Raw genomic sequence first — 20851 nt, forward strand, 5'->3', positions numbered from 1 at the left:
CTCTTAGCCCACCGCCTTCAAATGAGTGGTGATGCATTTTTGAAGCGCAGTCCTCGCCCGGGACAACACAACGTAAACCGAGTCAGTGGACCATCCCAGCAATTTGGCAATTTCCGCGGCGCTGTGGGCACGGGAATAACGCAACTCAACAGCACGTCGAGTGTGAGGAGCGAGCGCGTCCATACAGTCTTTTAACGCGGCCAGACGTCCTTCTTCTTCATCCGGCGTCATCGGCGAGTGCGACACACAAACCGCCTCGATCACATCAGGGGACAACATCAACGATGTTTTTTGATTTCGGTTGCACTCTTCAAGCACCTTGTATCGAGCGATCGTGCACGCCCAAGCGACGAAGTTCGTTTCCCTCTCGTAATCCTCCGCCTTTGCGGTAATCGTCAGAAAGGTTTCCTGCATCACATCGTCGGCCCGGCTCATATTCGGCAACAGACTGAGAATGAACCCTCGAATACGAGGCGAGTGCAACACGAAAAGTGCGTTCACGTGATCGCGATGGGTCGGGGCGGTCGAATTCAAATCATTGGCTCCAAACAACATATCAATACGCGGGCACGTGCCTCTTATACCTCGGAGCAATGAGCGACGCAGCTCATTCCTTAACAACAAAACCACGCCTTCAAGGTGTTTTTTGCGATCTAAATGACGAAACCGCTCAGACTTCCCGCCACACGAATCTTCGGCAACAAAGCATGGGCAACCTGCGTCCGCAATGCGAACTCATCCGCTTCGTTTACGGCCAAACAAGCCCCCCCCCATATTAGCCAAAACCCACTGGCCTGGCAACGACGCGGTAAACCCATCGAAGCTCCCGAAGTTTCGCGCTTCAAAATGAATTTTAAAAAGAAATTCGGCGAAAGATTGTTAAGAACCCAACTCAGTTCTCCATAGATCCACGGGCAGTGGTCCCCAAGCGTCCGTTAACCGGTTCCACGGATGCTTTATTAAGCAATCTTTAACGAGGGAAAAATGATTAAGCCACAGAAAAAACTGGGGTTCACGCTAGTTGAGCTCCTCGTCGTGATCGCCATCATTGGTGTTTTAGTGGGGTTGCTACTCCCCGCTGTGCAGGCAGCTCGCGAAGCAGCTCGCCGCATGAGCTGCAGCAACAATTTCAAGCAAATCGGCTTGGCGATTCACAATTACCACTCTTCGTACAACCAAATCCCGACTTGGTGTGCAGGAACATTCGAAAATGGTGGCGACTCAAGGAACCCGCCGACGGCGAACAACCTTTTCAACTTGAGCCACATTCCTGCGATCATGCCGTTCATGGAACAGCAGGCCCTTTGGGAGCTGATTTCCAACCCGTATGACACGGGAGGCTCCGGCAATCCCAATGAAATGATCCAGCCATTTGGGCCTTACCCCGATTTGACTCTCGCACATCACGCCGCCTTCGGTGGGTATGAGCCGTTCCTGACCAACATTCCGACATTGCGTTGCCCGAGCGATCCAGGCGTAGGCCTTCCTGCTCAGGGACGCACGAACTATGGCGCGTCGTTGGGTGACTCGTTCCTGCGGGCGGACGGTAGCGGACTGGATCGTAAGGGCGAGGTTCCCTTCTCCGGCGGCAGATCCCGCGAGTCATGGACGAGGCAGCAAGAGGGTGCCGGTCGAGGTTTCTTTAACGCTCGATTTACCGGAAGAGCGTTCCGGGATATTACCGACGGCTTGGCCAACACGATCTGCATGGCCGAGATCATCACCGACCTGGGCGATAACGATAAGCGATCGACACCGGCAGGCGACTCCGCCGGCCCCGGCTCGCGACGCAGTGGTGCCAACGTACTCGGCGGCAACCACAACAAGTGCAAGTCTCTGATTGATCCCGAACGTCCACAATTTTACGACTTCTCACTTTCGAGTGGCACGATCGGCCGCGTCGGCGGTGCTGAACACGGGCGTGGTTACAAATGGGCCGCAGGCATCAGCCTCTACACCGGCGTGATCGAAATGTTCCCGCCCAACAGTGAGCTTTGCATTTCCAAAGATGCTCTCGGTACCGGACTGTTGCCTGCTGCCAGCCGTCACCAAGGTGGCTGCCACATTCTCATGGCTGATGGTGCTGTGAAGTTTGTCACTGATTCAATCGACACCGGCAACTCGCAGGACCCCAACGCTCGCGTTGTTGGAAACGGCGTGGATATCGGATCTGAAAGCCCCTTCGGTATCTGGGGCGCCATGGGCTCCTGCAAAGGTGCTGAAGTTATCGACGAAGAGTTCTAATCAAACCCGGACCGGCCGATACCAAACGCTCTCTCGCGATTCAGCGAGAGGGCTCTGTGGGCAGCGTCTTTACAACGTTCCTCACACCACTCTCCCGACAAATATCCATTCCTCTTTTATAAGTGTTAAACGAACATGACGCGTTTTTTCATTTTGTTTTCAGCTGTGCTATGCGTCGCGAGCCTCTCAATTTCAGGATGCGGCGGTAGTGGTGCAACCGCTCCATCAGGCGACGAAATCTCGAACTTTGTTGCCGACAATCCAGAGATGATGGAAGAGACCAAGCGGTATCAAGCAGATCCCCTTGATGACACAACCGACGATTAACCAATCAGGCGATGGATTTCCATCGCTCAAAGAATTTGAGACGCGAGCGTCTCAGACGCTCGCGTTAACGACACGATTCTGAAGAACATTTTCATTCGGCAACCCCGAACGATGTCTCACATTGCCGGAACCTCACCCCGGTTCCGCTTTTTCAATTTTAAATTTTCTGAAGGTAATTTGATGAAAGCTTCTAGAACGAAGAAAGGTTTCACACTGGTGGAACTATTAGTGGTCATCGCCATCATTGGTGTATTGGTAGGGCTTCTCCTGCCGGCTGTTCAAGCAGCCCGCGAGGCGGCACGCCGGATGAGCTGCAGCAACAATTTCAAACAAATCGGTTTGGCAATCCACAACTACCACTCCGCATACAAGCAACTTCCCACGCACGGTGGCGGCACCATGGGAACGACAGAATCGTCGCCCATTAACTATGTCCACCGCTACCAGACCGTCAGCGCTGGTAACGGGACTGCTCACAATAATTCTCAGTTGAGCATGCTCGTTGGGATTACGCCATTCATCGAACAACAAGCGATTTGGGAGCAAATCTCGAACCCAAGCAACGTTGGAGGCACTTGGCCTGCCATGGATCCAACGCCTGACACGCCCGCATACGAACCTTGGGCCACGACCATTCCAGCGTTTCGATGCCCGAGCGACCCCGGTAAATCTCTTCCTGGACGCGGAACAACGAACTTTGCTTTAGGAAGAACCAACTACGCGGCATGCCTGGGTGATTCGACTTGGATGTGTTCAATGTTTGCCCATGCAGACATCACCGGCGGAACGGCCAGCGAAGCGGCTCAGCACAACCGAGCCGCACAACGAGGCTTTTTCAAAATGTTCAATAACAAAGGCAGGTTCCGCGATTGCTTGGACGGCCTCTCAAACACCATCGCGATGGGCGAGATCATCACCTATCTGCGAGACAAGGACATCCGAGGCAGCATCCGTCGAAGCTCAGGTGGTAACGATGATAGCATCTCGAGCCTTCGCGATAATCCTCAGCTGTGCCGCGGAAACATCAACCCCAACAAACCGCAGTTCTGGAGTGCAAACCCAGACAGAGACACTCGCTCACGCGGATTCCGTTGGGCCGACGTCAGCGTGATGTTCAGCGGTGCTCACACGATCCTGCCGCCGAACAAAGAACTCTGTGGCCGCTCGAACTTTGATGACTTGGTCGCGATGGGCACCATGTCCAGCCAACACCAAGGTGGTTGTCACGTCTTGATGGGTGACGGCGCTGTCAAGTTCATCACCGATTCGATTGAAGCGGGCAATTCACAAGCTGGCAACGTATGGCTCAACGGCACCGGCGCTCAAGCTCCAGGGTCGAAAAGCCCCTATGGTCTCTGGGGATCCCTCGGAACTTGTGCTAGCAAAGAAACCATTGAAGAAGACTTTTAGTTTCTGACGCGCCGTCGGATCAATCATCGCAGGGCGCTATAACGCCCTGCGATATTTTTTTACGTATCTTAAATCGAGTTTAGCATGAAAATTTTGACAGTTCTGTTTCTGGTGTCCTTGGGCTGTTCAGTCATCACTGGTTGTGGAGGCGGAGGAGAACCGACCGTGGCAACGGAAAACCTAACCGATGCTGATCTTGCAGCGTATGAAGCAGAGAACAGAAGACTGGAAGAAGAAACGACGGCTGGTGAATAACGCTAGGTAGCGTCTTCCAAATTGAACTCTTTTGACATGCCAGCAAACCGCTGGCTGTCTCGTTCGTCCCTTCTGCCGTCAAATACAATCGTCTTGAAGCGGCGTCGTTCTTTGGCTTGATCACGTTGCCTCATTCAAGGCAGCCCTGCAAACGCAACGCCACTCTCAGTAAACCTGATTTCTGCACACATCAGAATGCGACGCATTGGAGTTGGAGATCTCAAAATTCCGGAGTGTTTGCAGCACGGGCTTTGTGCGACCCGCTAGCCCCTCGAAGTACACCGTAGCTTCCTCGGAATGCACTGCTTGCAGAGACCGACACACCTTTGGTTGCCTGCATCGCAAGCAATCGTCGGTGTTACCAATGGGCCAAATTGATCGCGTCAGGAAAGCTCATGCGCCAAGCGGAAAACCGTTGCGATGCACCTAACGTCAGCAGACGGGGCGTCGGGCCCAGGGCAACGAGTCGAAGGCTTATGCTGCGAGGCATCATCGCGGCAATCGTCATCGTAGTGACGTTGAACCTCATTGCTGCGGCGAGCGTGAGAATGGCAACAGACCCAATTGAATCGCACCGATTTTCGAAGCCACGGGCTCAGGCGTTTTCTTACAAGTCTGGATCTTTGACTGCATGGTGGACCCCGGTGACAGAACCGCCCGGCCCCTCTGTCAAACCCGTAAACTCATCGCCACGAGACAGCAACATCCATCCCGGCGATTATGTGGGACCGGACTCCTGCAAGGAATGCCATGCTCGAAACCATGAGTCCTGGTCCACGCACTCACACCGATTCATGAACGCCTACGCGAACGAGTCAACTGTTAAAGGTGACTTCTCAGGCAACGCGTCGATCAACTACTTCGGAGGACTTGGTGAATTTCAACTGGTAGGTAGTGAATATCGGATGAAGCTGACTCGTGGCAACATCACGCGTGTCTATCGCATCAACCAAACAATCGGCTCACGATTCACTCAGTACTATGTGGGAAAAATGATCAAAGGGCCCGAACACGCTGGTCATGACTTTTACAAAACGGATCATGTGTTGCCATTCGGCTACTGGCTTGACGAACAACAATGGATCCCAATTGTGCACGTGCATCAAATTGTCGATGAAGATGCACAGACGCAAAAGGATGAAGACGAATGGCCTTCGGACCAGCGACTCGATCCGTTCTCGAATCCTGGATTCGTGCCATACAGTGTGTGCAATGACTGCCATACGACGTTCCCACTCGCTGACTTATTCGTTAAGAGCCCTGACATTCTTGGCATGCATTTCCCGCACAAAGCCAACTTCTCCGTTTCTGATTACTTAAGAAGCGAGCGTCCCACGTTTCGTAGACGGGACCAGCGCCCATCGGTTCATTCGCGAAAGGAAATCATGAACCTGATCGAAACAACAAGAGAATGGGAAGCTCCAGACATGGCAGTGAATCTAGGCATCAGTTGCGAAGCCTGTCATATGGGTAGCAAAGCACATGCGGAAGACAAACACCAAAAGCTGGACTTTTTCGCGAAGAGTCCGCACCTGCGTCTGGAAGGATTGAAAGAAAAGGACTTTGGTCGCAATCAAACCAACGTCAATTACATGTGCGGTCGGTGCCATGCCGGAGGCCGCCCCGTGTATGCGAACGAGATTTCAACCTGGAATTCGACCGAATACACCGACGCAACACTGGGAAGTTGTTACTCTGAATTGAAATGCATCGATTGCCATGATCCGCATTCCGGCATCGGCAAAAAGTGGGCCGCGACTCCGACGCAAGACGATCAATCGTGTATCCGCTGCCACGATCAATTTACTGAACCTGCTGCGATTCAAGCACACACACATCACAAACCGAACACCGCCGGATCACGCTGCATGAATTGCCACATGCCGCGGATCAATGAAGGGCTACAGGACATCGTACGTACGCACGCGATTTTTTCTCCCACCGACCGCAACATGATCGAGAAAAACCATCCGAACGCATGCAACATGTGCCACACCGAAAAGCCGATCGACTGGACGTTGACTCACCTGAATGAATGGTACGGGAAAACCTATTCAGAAAACCTGCTGGCCAAGTCCTATCCCAATCGCAGTGCCCCGGTTGCCCAAAATTGGCTTGCGAGCCGAAAATCTTCCGTTCGTTTGATCGGAGCGGATTCGCTAATGAGAACCGAATCTCACTGGGCGATTGACGATCTACTCGATTCGTTAGACGACCCGTTTCTAATCAATCGACAATTCGCCAGCAGAGGTTTAGAACAGATGCTGGATATTGACCTCGAGAACTTTGGATATCAGTTTTATATGACAATTGACGAGCGAAAAGAACCACTCAAAAAGTTACGTCAGAAAGTTGGAGCCCCCGCCTCAATGAACGGGACGACAGATAGGCATCGTGGATCCAACAAAAATAACGCCCTGAATTCCAAAAAACCTGTTAATTGATGCTAAGACATAGGCGTTCTCCTACATCACATTTCAGATGAACGTTTCAGTCCAAAGTCTGGCAGTATTCCACAGGTAAGTTACCAGCGACTGAATCCGAATGAATTTTGGTTGGCAATAAGCAAGACCAGGAGTGATCACTGCGGATAGCAGCACGACAAATACCAACATCTACACCGAAAAACACATCTAGTTCAGTGCACAAAGTGCCAGAAATTCCTAAGCGTAACGCCTGACTTTGAGCAGAAGCAGCCTCGTGCGATAGTCATACAAAAGCACCATTCATTATCAGCGTCTTTCATCAATCAGCATCTTGCTAGTCAGACAAACTATCCAATCATGCCGCGTTCACACATCACGTATCGTTAGCGACGTCCAAAACTCAGTTCTAGACGCTTTCGCAAAAAGCAATCATTCCCTTTCGATTTCTCACGCTAGAAAAAAGCTCAGCCGATCGCTTCTTCTATCAAGCTTTTATTGCCACATAGAAAATGAGAAGAGAACACACCAAATTACAATGACTCGTTCCGTTCCACTTTTCAAATTAGTATGCGAGATAAACTGGCTGCATATCGCGCAGTTCATCGCGTTTCCTAAATCGCAGTTCAACGCCACCCCTAAATTTTGCAATCGTCAGTAATAACAATCTGAACAGAACGCGTAAGGAACAGCGGGGTTGAAATCTAGCCTCCACCCAATGTTCCGAGACAAAAAGAAAAACAGAGCCCCCATGCGAATTCGAACTGAAACCGTCGGCATCTTCTTGTTGCTTTCAATCGCAACATTCTCCACGCCCGCCTTCGCCCAAGGCCGTCGTCAAGCACAGCCCGGGAAGGAACCGCCTCATCCACCGAAGGTCGGCGAACAAGCTCCCGATTTTGAACTGAAAACGCTTGGCGGAGATATCGTTTCGCTAGAGAAATTGACGGAAGACTCTCCGGTGGTGATTCTGGTGCTGCGTGGTTGGCCTGGGTATCAATGCCCCATTTGCAATCGTCAGGTCGGAGAGTTCCTTAACAAGCAATCTGACTTCGCCGACGTTCAACTGGTCATGATCTATCCCGGGCCTGCAGACCTCCTCGCGGAACACGCAAAAGAGTTCCAAGGTGCCAAATCGTTCCCCGACAACTTTCACTACGTCATCGACCCAGACTACAAGTTCACCAACGCTTGGGGATTACGATGGGAAGCCACCCGGGAAACCGCGTATCCCTCGACTTTCGTCATTGGAAGAGATCGTAAGATTCTCTTTGGACAGACCGTCGTGTCTCATCGAGACCGTGTGAACGCGAGCACCGTGCTGGAAGTTTTAGCGAAGCCTGAGCCGTAACATCCGCCCCCCCCTGTGTACCGGCGACCATGTTTTCAAATGTTCGAAAGACATGGCATGAAACAACCCATTGGTCCGCTCGACGGATCCCGATTCACATCCTCAGACATCTAGCCCCCATGAAAAGCCTTCTTCTCATTCTGCTGACCTTTGGTTCGTCGATTACCGTTCTCGCTGAGGAAAACCTAAATCCTCAGGAAGCAGAAAAAGCATTCGTCCATCCCGGGGTGCTTCACAGTCGAGCAGAATTGGAATTCATCAAGCAGAAACTCGAGGCGGGCGAGGAACCCTGGATCACCGCATGGAAAGAACTCCAGTCACCCACGACGCAAAAATCGAGATCGAGAAGGCGGTCGAGGTCAGACAGACGCTCTTCTCGATTCGTGAACGTTTCAAGTCTCGATTACAAGCCCAGTCCCCTCGCCGACGTGGTTCGCGGAGCCAGCAACAACCCCAACATCGGCAGCTCCGATTTTTCAAACGACTCCACTGCAGCCTACTCACATGCACTGCAGTGGTGCATGACGGGACAGCCCGCTCATGCGGAGAAGGCGATTGAGATTTTGAATGCATGGTCTGAAACACTCGAAACGGTTTCAGGACACGACGCAAGATTGTTGATTGGGATGGCGGGGATGGGCTACTGCAACGCAGCAGAGCTTCTTCGCCACACCGACGCCGGATGGAAAGCGAACGACCAAGATCAATTCACTCGAATGCTTCGAGAGATCTTTTATCCCGTGATCGAGGATTTCTATCCGTCCGCCAACGGCAATTGGGACGCATCGATGATCCAAACGATGATGGCAATGGGGGTCTATTTGGACGACCGCGAAATGTTCGACCGTGCCGTTAACTACTTCCGAAACGGCGAAGGCAACGGTGCGATCGAAAACTATTTCAACGAATTTGGTGAGTGCCAAGAAAGCGGACGCGACCAAGCACACACTCAAATGGGAATAGGGTTCTTAGCCTGCGCATGTGAAATCGCGTGGAAACAAGGCGTCGACCTTTACAGTGCAGCCGACAATCGTCTTGCCTTAGGGTTTGAGTACACGGCCAAATTCAACCTTGGCAACGATGTTCCATACGAACCCTACACGAGTTTTGAAAGCCGGTACCACTACCCGAAAATTTCGACAAACTCACGAGGGCGGTTCTCCCCGATCTACGAACGAATCGTTCATCACTACCGCGACAGAATGGGCCTCGAAATGCCATATAGCTTTCAGGTCGCAGAAGAACGCCGCCCGGAAGGCTTTTCAACGACGCATATCCCGTGGGGCACTCTGATGTTTTACGGCTTGCCTCGCGGTTTGAATCCGATCGAGATCAAACCGTAGACCACACTGTTGCACTGCGTCCGACTTTCCGTTTCCGCAACAGGGACCGGCCCGCCGGTTTAAAAACCGCAAAACGATTCGGTGCGTCGCATCGCTATTCTCCTAACCTCGAAAATCGCAACACGTCGTTGCCGTCACCATCGGTCAGATACAGCAAATCATGTTCGTCAATTCGAAAACTAGTGACGCGAGAGAAGGCCTCGGTGAATCGCGACTCCTGCTCCATCATCGCGGGAGGGCCTGCGCGTCGGGTTGTAATCAACGGTCCAAAACTGATCGCGTTACCGTCAATGGTTGCCTGACCACGGTAACGATTGACTGAGGTACTGCCCCCGACGGCCCCATCGGGTTCAATCTCCAGCGTTGATTGCGCTCGATCAAGAACGCCTTTTCCTGCGATGTCCTCCGCCAGCCATTTTCCGAACAACCCACGCGGATCATCGGCATTGCTGGCCGCATCAGGGTTCGACCAAATCTGATTCCAGTCCCTCTTCATATCAACAACCGTCCACCCACGCGCTGCCGCGGCCTCAAGAGCGGTGGTCAACTTTCCGGACGCTGGCGGTTTTTCGTCGTAGGCGTACTCGCGTTCCGCATCCGTGTGATGCACAATCAGCCCAAAGCTCGGGTGCGGATTCCCAATCGTGGTGTACTCCAACATCGCTTGGTCACCGTCGCTGTTTCCAAAACATGCGATCGGGCGGCGGCCGATAAATTGGTGGATCCCCACCGGTTTTCCCTCCTTGTCATCGACGAAAAGCTGATCGAGCGTTTTGATGAGAACGGGTTTGCCGTCGCGCATCTCGTACCTCACCTGCGCTGTTGAACCTACGACGTTCTGCGGCGGGATTTCGTAAACACGCTCCGACCAAACTCGCATGAAGTCAGCTCCTCCGCCCGATACGATGAAGCACTCGAATTGGTGGGACCGTAAGTAGTCCAGCAACTCTTGCATTGGTTGATACGTCAACTCCAGGTACGGTCGTTTGAATCGCGGATGTGACGCAGATTCAGCCCATTGATTTACACGCCGATCAAATTCATCAGTGGTCATGCCGGCGTGAGTTAACGCCAATATTCTCATCAGTCCGTCATGGTGTTTTCCCTCAAGTAATTTCCCGATGTCGCCGTCGAGCATCGCTTTAACCATGGGATCAGCTGCAAGTGCCGGCTCGGTAGGCACACGGCGTTTGACTTCATCGAATGCGAAGGCCGCCTGAAAAGGAAGCGGTGCTTCGCTCCACAACGTCCCGTCATTATCGAAAACGGCGATGCGTTCACTCGGGGGCACAAAGCCCGGTGAACCTTCCTCAGTAACGTTCTCAACGAATTCGATAATCGCACGTTTCGTGGCTCCCTCATTCCACGAGGGCAAATGATCGGCGGCAACCGACGACAGTGTCATCGCCATCATTCCGATGATGGTCAAACTGAGAACGACTAACATCTTTACTCGTTTTTTCATATCCAGACTCCAGCCTGATGTGCGTGAGGAAGCTCGCTACCAGGATAGTGAGTTCGTTCGCGCGTACAATGACCGACAGGAGATCCGCTCGATTCGTGGATCGTCGACGCACTTCTACGAACCGAGAATCTGCCACGCCCCCAAAATCGTCTGCCATTTAACATCGGCAATGAGGAAATGCAATGACTGAAGAAGATGAGCTATTGGCCTCCCGGATTCGGCCACTCATGAAGCGACGGAAAGGATGCACCGAACAAAAAATGTTCGGCGGCGTGTGCTTCATGATCAACGGAAACATGTGCGTTGGTCCATGGAAAGGCTCACTCATCGTTCGCTTGGCAAAAGAAGATCACGAGAAAACCCATTCGCTTCCGCACGCCAAACCGATGGATCTCACCGGAAGAGTGATGAAGGGTTGGGCAAGAATCGACCCCGCCGGAATCTCCAACGACGATGATCTTAAGACTTGGATTGACCGAGCCGCCAAGCACGCACGCTCGCTTCCTGCCAAGTAAACATCCCACCAAGTAAACACGGCTCGGAGGTCCGAGTCCGCGCATGTGGTCTGCGTGTCAGGCAATAAAAAATCAGCAAACGTAGGCGGCAAATTCGAGTTACCGACCAACTACCGCGATGGCATTTCCTGCGAGAACTTAGCATTCGTTCGTTTTAACTCGGCAAGCGATTTCGCACGCATGGTTTTCAACAACTCCAGATATCTGGGGTCAACAGCCAAATTCTGCAACTCCTCGGGATCGGACTCCAGGTCATCGATTTCTTCGGGTTCCCCCGCAATCAAAGTGCGAGTGTAATTGTAGCGGCCGTCGCGGAGTAAGACATACCAAGGAATTCCACCGACTTCGTACATCGGGCCGTCTGTTGGAATCGGGTAGGTATCATCACCATCTTTTCGTCCCGTATGCGTCATCAACATGGGCAAATCCCAATCGATCGTCTCCGGGTTCTGCATGAGAGGTTGAATATCCCGGCCATCGGTTCGCCACGGCAGAGTCACTTCCGCGACGTTGCAAAACCAACGAACTAAATCTGGCGCATTGACGGGGTGCCGGCAGACTTTGCCTTGTGCCAGCACACCTGGATGCGAAACAATCAACGGCGATGCGATCGCGGCATCGTAGGCGGCAACTTTCTTATTGAGCCCGTGTTCACCCAAACTGAACTCTTGATCCGCAGTAAACACGACCAACGTGTTTTCGAGTTGCCCGGACTCACGGAGGGCAGCCATCACGCGGCCTACGCCTTCATCGATTGCCATCACGCATTCGTTGGTTTGTTGCACCCAATCGTCCAACGATTGACCGACCGTGTTCGTGTTGAAGTTTGTCGCATCTGCTTTCCTCTTTCGCCGCCGAATCGTCCCGTTCTGATCACGGCCCCACGCTGCGACGTTTGGCAAATAAGAGGGTTTGTCTGGCCACCGTCCCGTAATATCAGCGGGCACATCCGCTTTGTTTCCAGCAAGTTTCCCGTCGTGTCGATCGGCCGGTGTGGTAGGCCCGTGCACGGCTCCGTACACAGCCACAAACACCAAGGCTTTTCCGCGTCGCGATGTTTCCCCTTCACATATTCGACGGCCCAGTTGGTGTAGTTATCCGTTGAAACTGATTATCTGATCGTAGAAATAGTTTCTCGCGTTCTCAGGATGCGCAGGTCGATTCCAAACGATTTGATGATCCCAATCGCGTCCATGACCGGTATCGGTTCCCGTGTGCCACTTGCCAATATGTGCAGTGTGATACCCCTGTTCGCGAAACACCGATGGCCAGAAGCGACATTCCTGCGGATCGTATGCAATGCCTGGATACTCGCCCTCCATCCGCATCGATTGCACGCCATGCTGAAGATGCCCGGTAAGAAAACTGGCGCGGTAAGGCATGCACCAAGCACCAAAATAGCCACGTCGAAATCGAATCCCACGCTTCGCCAAATCATCGATGTGAGGGGTACTTACCCAAATCAGGCGACTCGGGGTAACAAGACAGCGTTTTGTAGTTCAGGTCATCGGTAAAGATGAACAGAATATTCGGACGATCAGCGGCAGCGGACTTCATTGCCGCCACGATCAAGAACAAAACGATCACTCGGTAGGTTTTCACGTACATCTCTGCCAAGGGAGTGCCGAAAGAAAAAGAAAACAATCGCTTCGCCCGGCGCGGATTTCCGCATCATCAGTCGATCAAAGCGATCACCAAACGTCCGTGAATCAACTATCGCACCGACATTCGATAATCCCGAACAGCGAGTTTTCCGTGTGCGAATGTCAGCGTGATCGCCGATTTGTCGCGTACGAACGCTGCATGCTGAACACGGTGTTCAAAATCACCAATTGCCAGAACCGCGTTCTCACCACGAATGTCTAAACTCAGTCGCACCCATTGGTCCTGAATCGCAGGCAAATCAGGAAGCCCTTCCGGCTTGATCGTGTCGCCCTTGTTCTGCTTGGACGACTTTGTTTTCCATGCGATCAACCTAGTCGGAACGCGTGACGGGCCTGCTTTGCACGCGTCGGTCTCATCCGCCAATGTGACTCGAAAGATGTGGCCATCGCCGTTTAACGTGAAAACAACACGCTGACAGTCGGTCGCTTTCATTTCGAATTCGACATGACCTTCTTTAAACGTTACGGGCCAACTCAAAATCGGTCCGTGGTTGTGGTGCTCCACATACCGTTCCGGATCACATACCACCGTTGCGACATTATCACGATACATCCACTGACCTCGATCAGCATTGTCGACGCGCCCGTCGAGATGCGACGACGAAAAGTCGTCAATAAACACGCCGTCGTCGAACGCATTTTCATTGTCCGCGAAACACGGTGTAACCAGAATCGCCCCAAAAGCGACCATTAAAATGCATCTGCTAACCATGATCATGTGCCTTCCAAAATCAATATGATCTGTCTATTCGGATGAGAATCAATACTTTCCGTTCGTACCGAACATTTCTTTCTTTGACGGTCGAGGTCGAACACGAACACGATGGTCAGGCTCGCCGGTGATCCGGTCAAATTCATCTGGAGTCCGTTTGCTCGGGAGATAGTCACCGGTCGTCGACGTCCAATCGTCCAATGCTGACTTCAGACGCTTCGTGACTGACGCATAAGCAGGATCGTCAATTCGATTATTCAATTCGCCTGGATCCCGTTGCAAATCGTATAACTCCCATCGAGGTCGCGGCGAACGGAAACACGTTTGCTGCTCCTCGGTCAGACTTCCTTTCTCTTGCAGCCTCAACATCGCCTGCCAACTCAATCCGCGCCCCGCATCAGCCGACGGTGTCGAAGGCAAATCAACGTAGTCATTTCGAACCAATTTGAACCGGCCATCGACGACGCAACGAGCATGGTCTTCGTAGTCGTGCCAGTGATCTTCGCCGAACGCGAATTCACGATGCGCGAGTGTCGGATCGCGCAACACCTCTGCAAAACTGCGGCCTTCGGACGCAATGGCATCTGCCTCGCCACCGGCCAACTGCAGGAACGTGGGCGCTATATCCACTGCGCTGACCAACGCGTCCGTCGTCACACCGGCGGCAATTTGAGCAGGCCAACGAACAATCCACGGCGTACGAATTCCACCATCGTACAGAGTCGTCTTATCCCTCGGGAACGGACGCCCATTGTCGCTGATGAATAACACAATCGTGTTTTCGGCCACGCCCTGTGATTCCAGTTTCGACAATACTTTGCCCACATAGGTGTCCAGTCGCCCAATCTCGTCATAGTAAAGTCGCAGGTCCTCTCGAACCGCAGGGGTGTCCGGCAGGTGCGGCGGCACGATGACGTCGGCGGTATGATGAGGTGGATCGAGAGCCCCGTCGGTGTACTCACGGTGTGGATCTAATGCCGCCAACCAAAGGAAGAACGGCTTATCGAGATCACGCTCTCCGAGCGCACGTTCCCAATCCTCGCAACCACTGGGTTGTTTGGCGACCATTTTGGGCGGCTCGCCGTCTTTCCCCGAAGGCAAGACAAAACCTGCCGTGGACGCTTCGTAGATTTTGTCGAACGAATCGCGAACCGCATCGCCCATATGCCATTTCCCCGCGGCGGCCGTGTAATATCCCAGCTTCTTAAGCTCCTGTGGAAACGTGGGCATCTCCGATGGTATGGGCCAATGCAGTTGTTCGGCACCGGTGTTATGCGGGTACCTTCCCGTGATCATGCTCGCCCGCGAAGGGCTACATGAATTCGTCGTCAAATACGCGTGTTGGAACTTCAGCCCATCCCGGGCGAGGCTATCAATGTGCGGCGTCCGAATGGCGGGATGACCATACGCACCACAATCATCCCAGTTCATGTCATCAGCGATCATTAACACGATGTTGGGAGGTGCCGATTGGCGACTTAGCGATTGGGCAAACGCGGACTGTGACACTAACGTGCCGACAATGATGGCCACCGACCATCGCAAACAATTGTCAAAAGTAGCTGAGTTCATTTTAGATAACATCTCTGCGAATAAAGTGGCAACTGAGTGCCTACTCAGCACTGTTACGGATAGAAACCAATCTGCAATCGTGTGCAATCTACCCCGACTCGGGAAATCTTCATCAAACGACCACACCCTCACGGTGCGTATTTTGATGGAAACAACGATCGGATGGCGGGTAATGGAACGGCGTGCCTGACGACGAGTTCAAACCCATCGGCGCCAAAATCCTCCGATTCATCCCACAGAAGTGATTCGGCTTCGCTTTCAACCTCCGGCTCAAGCTCGCCCAAACCATGTCCTAACTTAGCCAACGAGGGACCGTCTCCCAGCATCACGATCGAAACCAAACCAACTAATTCGTGATCTTGATTGAAGATGCCACAACCGCTGCCACCGGGACCAAACTTCAACGAAACCTCCATCCATTGCTTCCCTTCAATCCATGGATTCCGCATCAGGTAGCCTCGGTCATAGGTGTAAAAACGATTCTCGGTGTGATGAATCATCACAAGATCGTCACCAACCTTAGGCGGAGTTTTGGCTACCGCGACAAACGGAAACTCATCCCCATGGAGACGTAACAATGCGATATCTTTGAGACGATCTCCGGCAAGAAATTCAACGACGCGATAGTTTCGTCCGTCGCTCGTCAATGCCGTCAGTCCGAGCTCAAACGCTTCGGCGACATGAAAGTTCGTCAACAACAGACCATTCGAACTGATCAAGACGCCGCCACTGGTGAAGTAGTCGTCACCCTGACCGCCGGCAATGATCACCGTCGCCTGCATCAGGTCTTCGACGGTCGCCTTCGCTGACTCCGCACTCGAAAGATGCAGCGAACACGTTTCAGGCACGTTTTCAATTTGAACCGACTTAACGGTTCGCATGTCATTGAGTGCATCAAGGTGCCGATGATAAACCGCTCCGTCGATCAAGGCATCGTCAATTCCATCGGTCAGCGAACGCAGCGGCACGTACGTCTCTCCTGGATCTTCCGGCTCGTCAACGAGTTCGGAGTCGAGTTGCTCAATCACTTCGCCCAATTCCTTCAGTTCGTCGACATCGAGCAATTGGTCTTCGTTCGCATCGAGAAATCGGAAAAGTCGACGTGCCGGCAACTGATATTCCGGATACGAATCACGCAGAAAGCGTCTCAGTGCCTTTTGATCACACGTTCCATCCGGCGCCAGTATCTTCAAACGCTCGTCCCATTCGGCATTCGCCACTCCCGCATCTTCTGGTGGGTCATCCGCATGACCACCCCCACTGATCAAGACGCAGACAGCCGCCATCAAGGGAAGCGCCATCCAAGATTGCCGTCTCGTGGGACAAGACTTCGTTTCGCAAGCACACATCAAAACACTTTCCTCTCGTTTCCTCATTGCATCACATCGTCGATGCGCTATCGCACGTGAGCGATCATATTCTCTCCGCGACACCCCGCCAACGTCGCCACACGATTACTCACTCTCAGGAAACGAGACACGATGGAGTTCCATCCCCCGGTCGTCAAAGAACGTCACCTCCATCATGTCTCCCGCTTTCACCTGCAAAAAACCACCACTCGGTGTCGCGGACGTGTATGGTTGCCGGACCAACGAATCAGGATCCGATCCAAAATCAGCCCCGGGTGGGACACCCATTCTCGAATTTTCATCGTTCAACGCACCACACGAAAATTCGTGTATTCCTGACGCGTGAATGCTGTGATACTGCCAATGTCGATCACCACAGACGAGGAAGAGATTGTCCATTTGGTTTGTCTCAACCCATTCGAAAAATGAATCGGCCTCGTGTCGAAAGCCATCCAGATTTGCGTGGTTGTCTTTTTTATAGGCGTCATCGGGGCCAACCATCGGAGTTGGGCTGATCAGCAACTTCCACTTCGCGTCACTCGCCGCGAGGGTCTTTTTCAACCAGTCGCGTTGCTCGACACCCCACAACGTTTTCTCAGGGCCATCGGGTGCGTTGTTTTTGGAACGATAGTCGCGTCCCTCCGTCAGCCAAATCTGCACATCACGACTCACCCGGATCGTGCGATACGTTCGGGGATCAGAGTCCTCAAATGACGCGATGGGCAGTTGTTCGCGAAAAAGGTGAATCCCCGTCGCCGCAGACGGTTCCTTCGTTGAATGCGGATCCGAATCATTGAATCGAAAATCATGATCGTCCTTTGACCAATACGCGGGAACGTCACGAAAAAACTCGATCATTCGCGGGAAGCGAAACTGTTCATGCCAGCAGCGTCTGAGTTCTTCGACCGTTTTGGCAACCCGGAACGGGTTGTCATAGTAAACAACATCACCCGTGCCAACGAAAAACTCAGGATCTAGCTGCCTCATTGCCTCGAAGGCGGGAAAGCCCAAACGCTTGTCCTCCTTCGTCGCGGTTAATGGTCCACTTGCGTTTCCCGCTCTGCCGTGCATGAATTTGACATAGTTCATGCAACTGCCAATGATGAACCTCACCGGACGATCGATCTCCTTGCCGGGCACGGTCTGAAACGAACAAACGGGTCCTCCGCTGAGTTGATCGCTCGACTCACCAAAGAGCGTGCGATAGTAGTACTTGGTGTCGGGCGTTAAACCGGACAGCAACGACCGCACGATATGATCGCGTTCAGGTGTGGCCAACTGGAGCGGCGACCGGAACCCTGCCGTGAAATCCTCGCTAGCTGACCATTCGAAACAAGCGATACCGGGATAGCCGAGCAAGTCTCCGTGGGAGTTCAGCGTCGTGCCTTGCGTAAGCCGAGTTTGCAGTAAAACCGAAGACTCGGTCACCTCCCCCGACATCGTTCCTTGCCCCAACGAGAGACCACGATGCTGCGATACCGATGTGTTCGGCTCGTTCGATTGTTCATGCATCGGCGAGAAAGAAACCCACCATGGCGTTTTCCCCGTGTCGACTGAATCCGTCTCGATCAACTTTCCATCCTGCCTGATCGCATAGCAGACCAGTTTATTTGAGCGTTGTCCCGCAACCACCGCATACCGCCCACCCGGCGACAAACTAAAGGATCGAGGAACCGTAACCGTTGACTTCCGCTGTAAAAGCGAAAGTTCACCCGTCGTATCGGAAATCGCAAAGACCGCGATGCTGCCGTGCCCTCGATTGCCGACGTACACAAAATCCCCCGATGGATGCACTTCCACATGCGAGGTTGACGCCTTACCGTCGACATCTCCAGAGGTAGTGTTGATCGTCAGTCGAAGAGAGAGTGTCCCCGAGTCCGAATCGAAGCCATAGGCACTCACACTTCTCCCTTTCTCATTACTGCCATAAACCAAATCAGCGGTTGGGTGAAACCATACGTGCCTCGGCCCGACATCATCATCCCGCTGCAACTTTGCCGGCGCGTTCGGCGTCAACTGTCCGGTCTGCGTATCCATCCGAAATTGCGAGATACAGTTGGGACGCGTGTGCGAGACGAATACAAACTCACCGCTGCGATCGATTGCGATCCCATGTGTCCTTTCATCGAGTTGCAATGTCTGCACAGGTTGATCCGACAATCGACCTTCGCCAACGATACGATGGACCGTGACTTGTCCAGTCGAGTAATAACATGCGATCAGAAAATTGCCTGACGGCGTTATCAACAAATAACTAGGGCTGGCAGGCACCCTGACATTCTGCAGTGGGCTCAATGAAGCGGATTCAACACGGAACACCGACACAGAATTCGGTTCTCCACCGCCAACATAGAGATGGCGACCGACATGATCAAAACACGATGCCCCTGGTTTCGAATCCACGGGCGTTTGCGACTCGCGGGTCAACTTCCCGCCGGTTTCGATCGCGTAGATGTCCAACCGCCGTTCGTTGCGGACAGAGACGACCGCACGCGGTCCATCGGCCGTCACGGACGTGGCAACGCACACGCAGGATAGGCAAAGCAATATGAGCGTGAGAGCACGAACGCTGCCTCCAAACATTGAAAGAGACGACATTTTAACGTGCGGCCTTTGCGGGTGCTTTCTTCTTTTTTGGTTTCTCATTCGCGATAACAGGACGTTCCATCTTCGAATCAGTCGAACGAAACACCCATGGTTCCCAGGCCGCGCGTGCCTTCTGCCACTCAACGAGTGTTCGAGTCGGATACCAGGATGGCCATCCGACCACATTGAAATCATACTCTGTTTGATTCGCCGTGACCCAATCATCAACAGTCGACATCGGGCAGTGACCGGGGAACACGCCGACGGCACGAAATTCGTCACTGATACCTTCATCATCAATCACTTCCTTCCGCCAATTTTCTAATTCAGCGAGCATCGACTCTTTGACAGCGGCATATTCCGGTTCATCGGCGACGTTATGAACCTCATGCGGATCACGACGCAGGTCAAACAACTCAACGGGCGGCTTGCTAGACGCAAAGAACAGTGCCTGCTCGGGGGTTAGTTTCCCCAACAGATTGAGCACGTTCATTTCCGCCAGCGCCGGATACGCACCCTCTTTGTATCGGTTGTACTGGCACCATGGGCGTTCGGGCATGAGGTTCAGGATTAGCTTGTAATCCTTCGACCGAATGGAACGCATCGCGTCATGGGTTTCATCCATCTTGTCTCGCGCCGCGAAGACATATTCGCGTTTGCTCACTTCGTCACCGAGCAGACTTGAACCGTGCAATGGAACCGGAGAAGCAATCCCAGCGGCATCCAAAATCGTTGCACAGATATCGATCGACATTACCATCGAATCGTTCACTTGCCCCGGATCGACGCGTCCTGGCCAACGCATGATCATCGGGATGCGAATGCCACCGTCGTAAAGAAACTGTTTGCCGCGAATATGGCACCGACCATGGTCCCCGATGAAAAACACGATCGTGTTCTTGGCCAACCCTTCGTCCTCTAGTCTTTTCAATAGAGCCCCAACCTCGCGATCCACCAACTGCATTTGCTCGAGACCGTTGGCCCAATCGCGACGGATGAACGGAGTGTCGGCGTAGTAGGGTGGTAACTCGACGTCAGCAATATCGACCGGCCGCTCGGGATCACGATTCCATGTTCTGTGCGTCCCGCCGAACGTGATTCGTGCAAAAAAAGGTTGACCGGGCTTTCGCTCGCTCCAGTCTTCGCCTTCGAACAATTCGTTTTTCTTTGTTGGCAAAAAATTGCAATCCGTTTTCCAACTCATCAACGCCGTAAAATAGCCAGCCTCCTTGAGCAAATGCGGAATCGGCTTGATGCCATGTGGCAAAGGTTGCTTGTTGTGTTCGCGGTGTTGATTGGCCCGAATGTAGTTCTGATGAAACCCGGTCATCATTGCCGAACGAGACGTCGAACAAACCGGCGACGTCGTGAACGCACGTTCGTACCGAATTCCCTCCGATGCGAGCTGATCGACATGCGGTGTTTGCAAGCCCTTGGTGCCATAGCACGAGAGGTCCGGCGACCAATCCTCAATCGTGATCCACAGGACATTGGGCCGGACGTCTTTTCCATCAGCCCCGACACACGAAACGGTTGCGAAAACCGAAATGATCAAAGTCGTGGTGCTGCAGATTTTTCGAACGATAGGATTCAGCATATTCTCGTTGCGTTAAAAAGGCGTAAGAGCAATAAAAT

General features: G+C 52.8%; 18 protein-coding genes. 8 read left to right on the forward strand and 10 right to left on the reverse strand.

Annotation, left to right across the window (positions count from 1 at the left end; genetic code table 11):
- Positions 1-3 precede the first annotated feature (3 nt).
- A complete protein-coding gene (locus FHS27_RS08575) occupies positions 4-534 on the reverse strand; it encodes a sigma-70 family RNA polymerase sigma factor (RefSeq protein ID WP_246419307.1) in 531 nt (176 codons plus the stop codon).
- A gap of 450 nt (positions 535-984) precedes the next feature.
- Here FHS27_RS08575 and FHS27_RS08580 point away from each other — a divergent pair, with 450 nt between their 5' ends.
- From FHS27_RS08580 to FHS27_RS08610, 7 genes are all read left to right on the forward strand, one after another.
- Positions 985-2244 carry a DUF1559 domain-containing protein gene (locus tag FHS27_RS08580; protein ID WP_184304171.1) on the forward strand — a complete coding sequence of 420 codons (1260 nt, stop codon included), beginning with the start codon at positions 985-987 and terminating at the stop codon, positions 2242-2244.
- Positions 2245-2379: 135 nt separating this feature from the next.
- The gene (locus FHS27_RS08585; RefSeq protein WP_184304173.1) at positions 2380-2571 is read left to right on the forward strand and encodes a hypothetical protein; all 192 of its coding nucleotides are present in this window, start codon (positions 2380-2382) and stop codon (positions 2569-2571) included.
- Between the two features lie 180 nt (positions 2572-2751).
- On the forward strand, positions 2752-3981 hold the full coding sequence (locus FHS27_RS08590) for a DUF1559 domain-containing protein (protein ID WP_184304175.1): 1230 nt from the start codon (positions 2752-2754) through the stop codon (positions 3979-3981).
- An 84-nt stretch (positions 3982-4065) separates the two neighbouring features.
- Positions 4066-4236 carry a hypothetical protein gene (locus FHS27_RS08595; protein ID WP_184304177.1) on the forward strand — a complete coding sequence of 57 codons (171 nt, stop codon included), beginning with the start codon at positions 4066-4068 and terminating at the stop codon, positions 4234-4236.
- 794 nt (positions 4237-5030) lie between these two features.
- On the forward strand, positions 5031-6680 hold the full coding sequence (locus FHS27_RS08600; protein ID WP_184304179.1) for a cytochrome c3 family protein: 1650 nt from the start codon (positions 5031-5033) through the stop codon (positions 6678-6680).
- 730 nt (positions 6681-7410) lie between these two features.
- Positions 7411-8010, forward strand: coding sequence for a peroxiredoxin-like family protein (locus FHS27_RS08605; protein WP_184304181.1), 600 nt, complete (start codon positions 7411-7413; stop codon positions 8008-8010).
- A gap of 119 nt (positions 8011-8129) precedes the next feature.
- Positions 8130-9353, forward strand: a complete 1224-nt coding sequence (locus tag FHS27_RS08610) for an alginate lyase family protein (RefSeq protein ID WP_246419309.1) — start codon at positions 8130-8132, stop codon at positions 9351-9353.
- A gap of 94 nt (positions 9354-9447) precedes the next feature.
- Here FHS27_RS08610 and FHS27_RS08615 read toward each other — a convergent pair whose 3' ends face one another.
- Positions 9448-10818: an META domain-containing protein gene (locus FHS27_RS08615; RefSeq protein WP_246419311.1), complete on the reverse strand. Its 1371-nt coding sequence runs from the start codon at positions 10816-10818 to the stop codon at positions 9448-9450.
- 182 nt (positions 10819-11000) lie between these two features.
- On the opposite strand from FHS27_RS08615, the gene FHS27_RS08620 reads away from it, so the two are divergent.
- Positions 11001-11333 (forward strand): TfoX/Sxy family protein, encoded by a 333-nt coding sequence (locus tag FHS27_RS08620; protein WP_221224961.1) that lies wholly within the window; start codon positions 11001-11003, stop codon positions 11331-11333.
- Positions 11334-11443: 110 nt separating this feature from the next.
- Here FHS27_RS08620 and FHS27_RS30760 read toward each other — a convergent pair whose 3' ends face one another.
- The 8 genes from FHS27_RS30760 to FHS27_RS08650 all read right to left on the reverse strand — a co-directional run bounded on the left by FHS27_RS30760 (position 11444) and on the right by FHS27_RS08650 (position 20813).
- Positions 11444-12367: a sulfatase/phosphatase domain-containing protein gene (locus FHS27_RS30760; RefSeq protein ID WP_221224962.1), complete on the reverse strand. Its 924-nt coding sequence runs from the start codon at positions 12365-12367 to the stop codon at positions 11444-11446.
- A gap of 60 nt (positions 12368-12427) precedes the next feature.
- Positions 12428-12766, reverse strand: coding sequence for a sulfatase-like hydrolase/transferase (locus FHS27_RS30765; RefSeq protein WP_221224963.1), 339 nt, complete (start codon positions 12764-12766; stop codon positions 12428-12430).
- A 1-nt stretch (position 12767) separates the two neighbouring features.
- The gene (locus FHS27_RS30770; RefSeq protein WP_221224964.1) at positions 12768-12935 is read right to left on the reverse strand and encodes a hypothetical protein; all 168 of its coding nucleotides are present in this window, start codon (positions 12933-12935) and stop codon (positions 12768-12770) included.
- A gap of 111 nt (positions 12936-13046) precedes the next feature.
- Complete coding sequence (locus tag FHS27_RS08630; RefSeq protein ID WP_184304187.1) at positions 13047-13709, reverse strand: hypothetical protein; 663 nt, start codon at positions 13707-13709, stop codon at positions 13047-13049.
- Positions 13710-13757: 48 nt separating this feature from the next.
- Entirely contained in the window at positions 13758-15281 is a 1524-nt protein-coding gene (locus FHS27_RS08635; protein WP_184304189.1) for a sulfatase family protein, read from the reverse strand.
- A 128-nt stretch (positions 15282-15409) separates the two neighbouring features.
- Positions 15410-16582 (reverse strand): S1 family peptidase, encoded by a 1173-nt coding sequence (locus FHS27_RS08640; protein ID WP_184304191.1) that lies wholly within the window; start codon positions 16580-16582, stop codon positions 15410-15412.
- A gap of 153 nt (positions 16583-16735) precedes the next feature.
- The gene (locus FHS27_RS08645) at positions 16736-19228 is read right to left on the reverse strand and encodes a beta-propeller fold lactonase family protein (protein ID WP_184304193.1); all 2493 of its coding nucleotides are present in this window, start codon (positions 19226-19228) and stop codon (positions 16736-16738) included.
- 1 nt (position 19229) lies between these two features.
- Positions 19230-20813, reverse strand: a complete 1584-nt coding sequence (locus FHS27_RS08650) for a sulfatase family protein (protein ID WP_184304195.1) — start codon at positions 20811-20813, stop codon at positions 19230-19232.
- Between the last annotated feature and the right edge of the window lie 38 nt (positions 20814-20851).

Origin of the sequence: Aporhodopirellula rubra (assembly GCF_014192335.1) — a bacterium.
GTDB classification, from domain to species: Bacteria; Planctomycetota; Planctomycetia; order Pirellulales; family Pirellulaceae; genus Rhodopirellula; species Rhodopirellula rubra.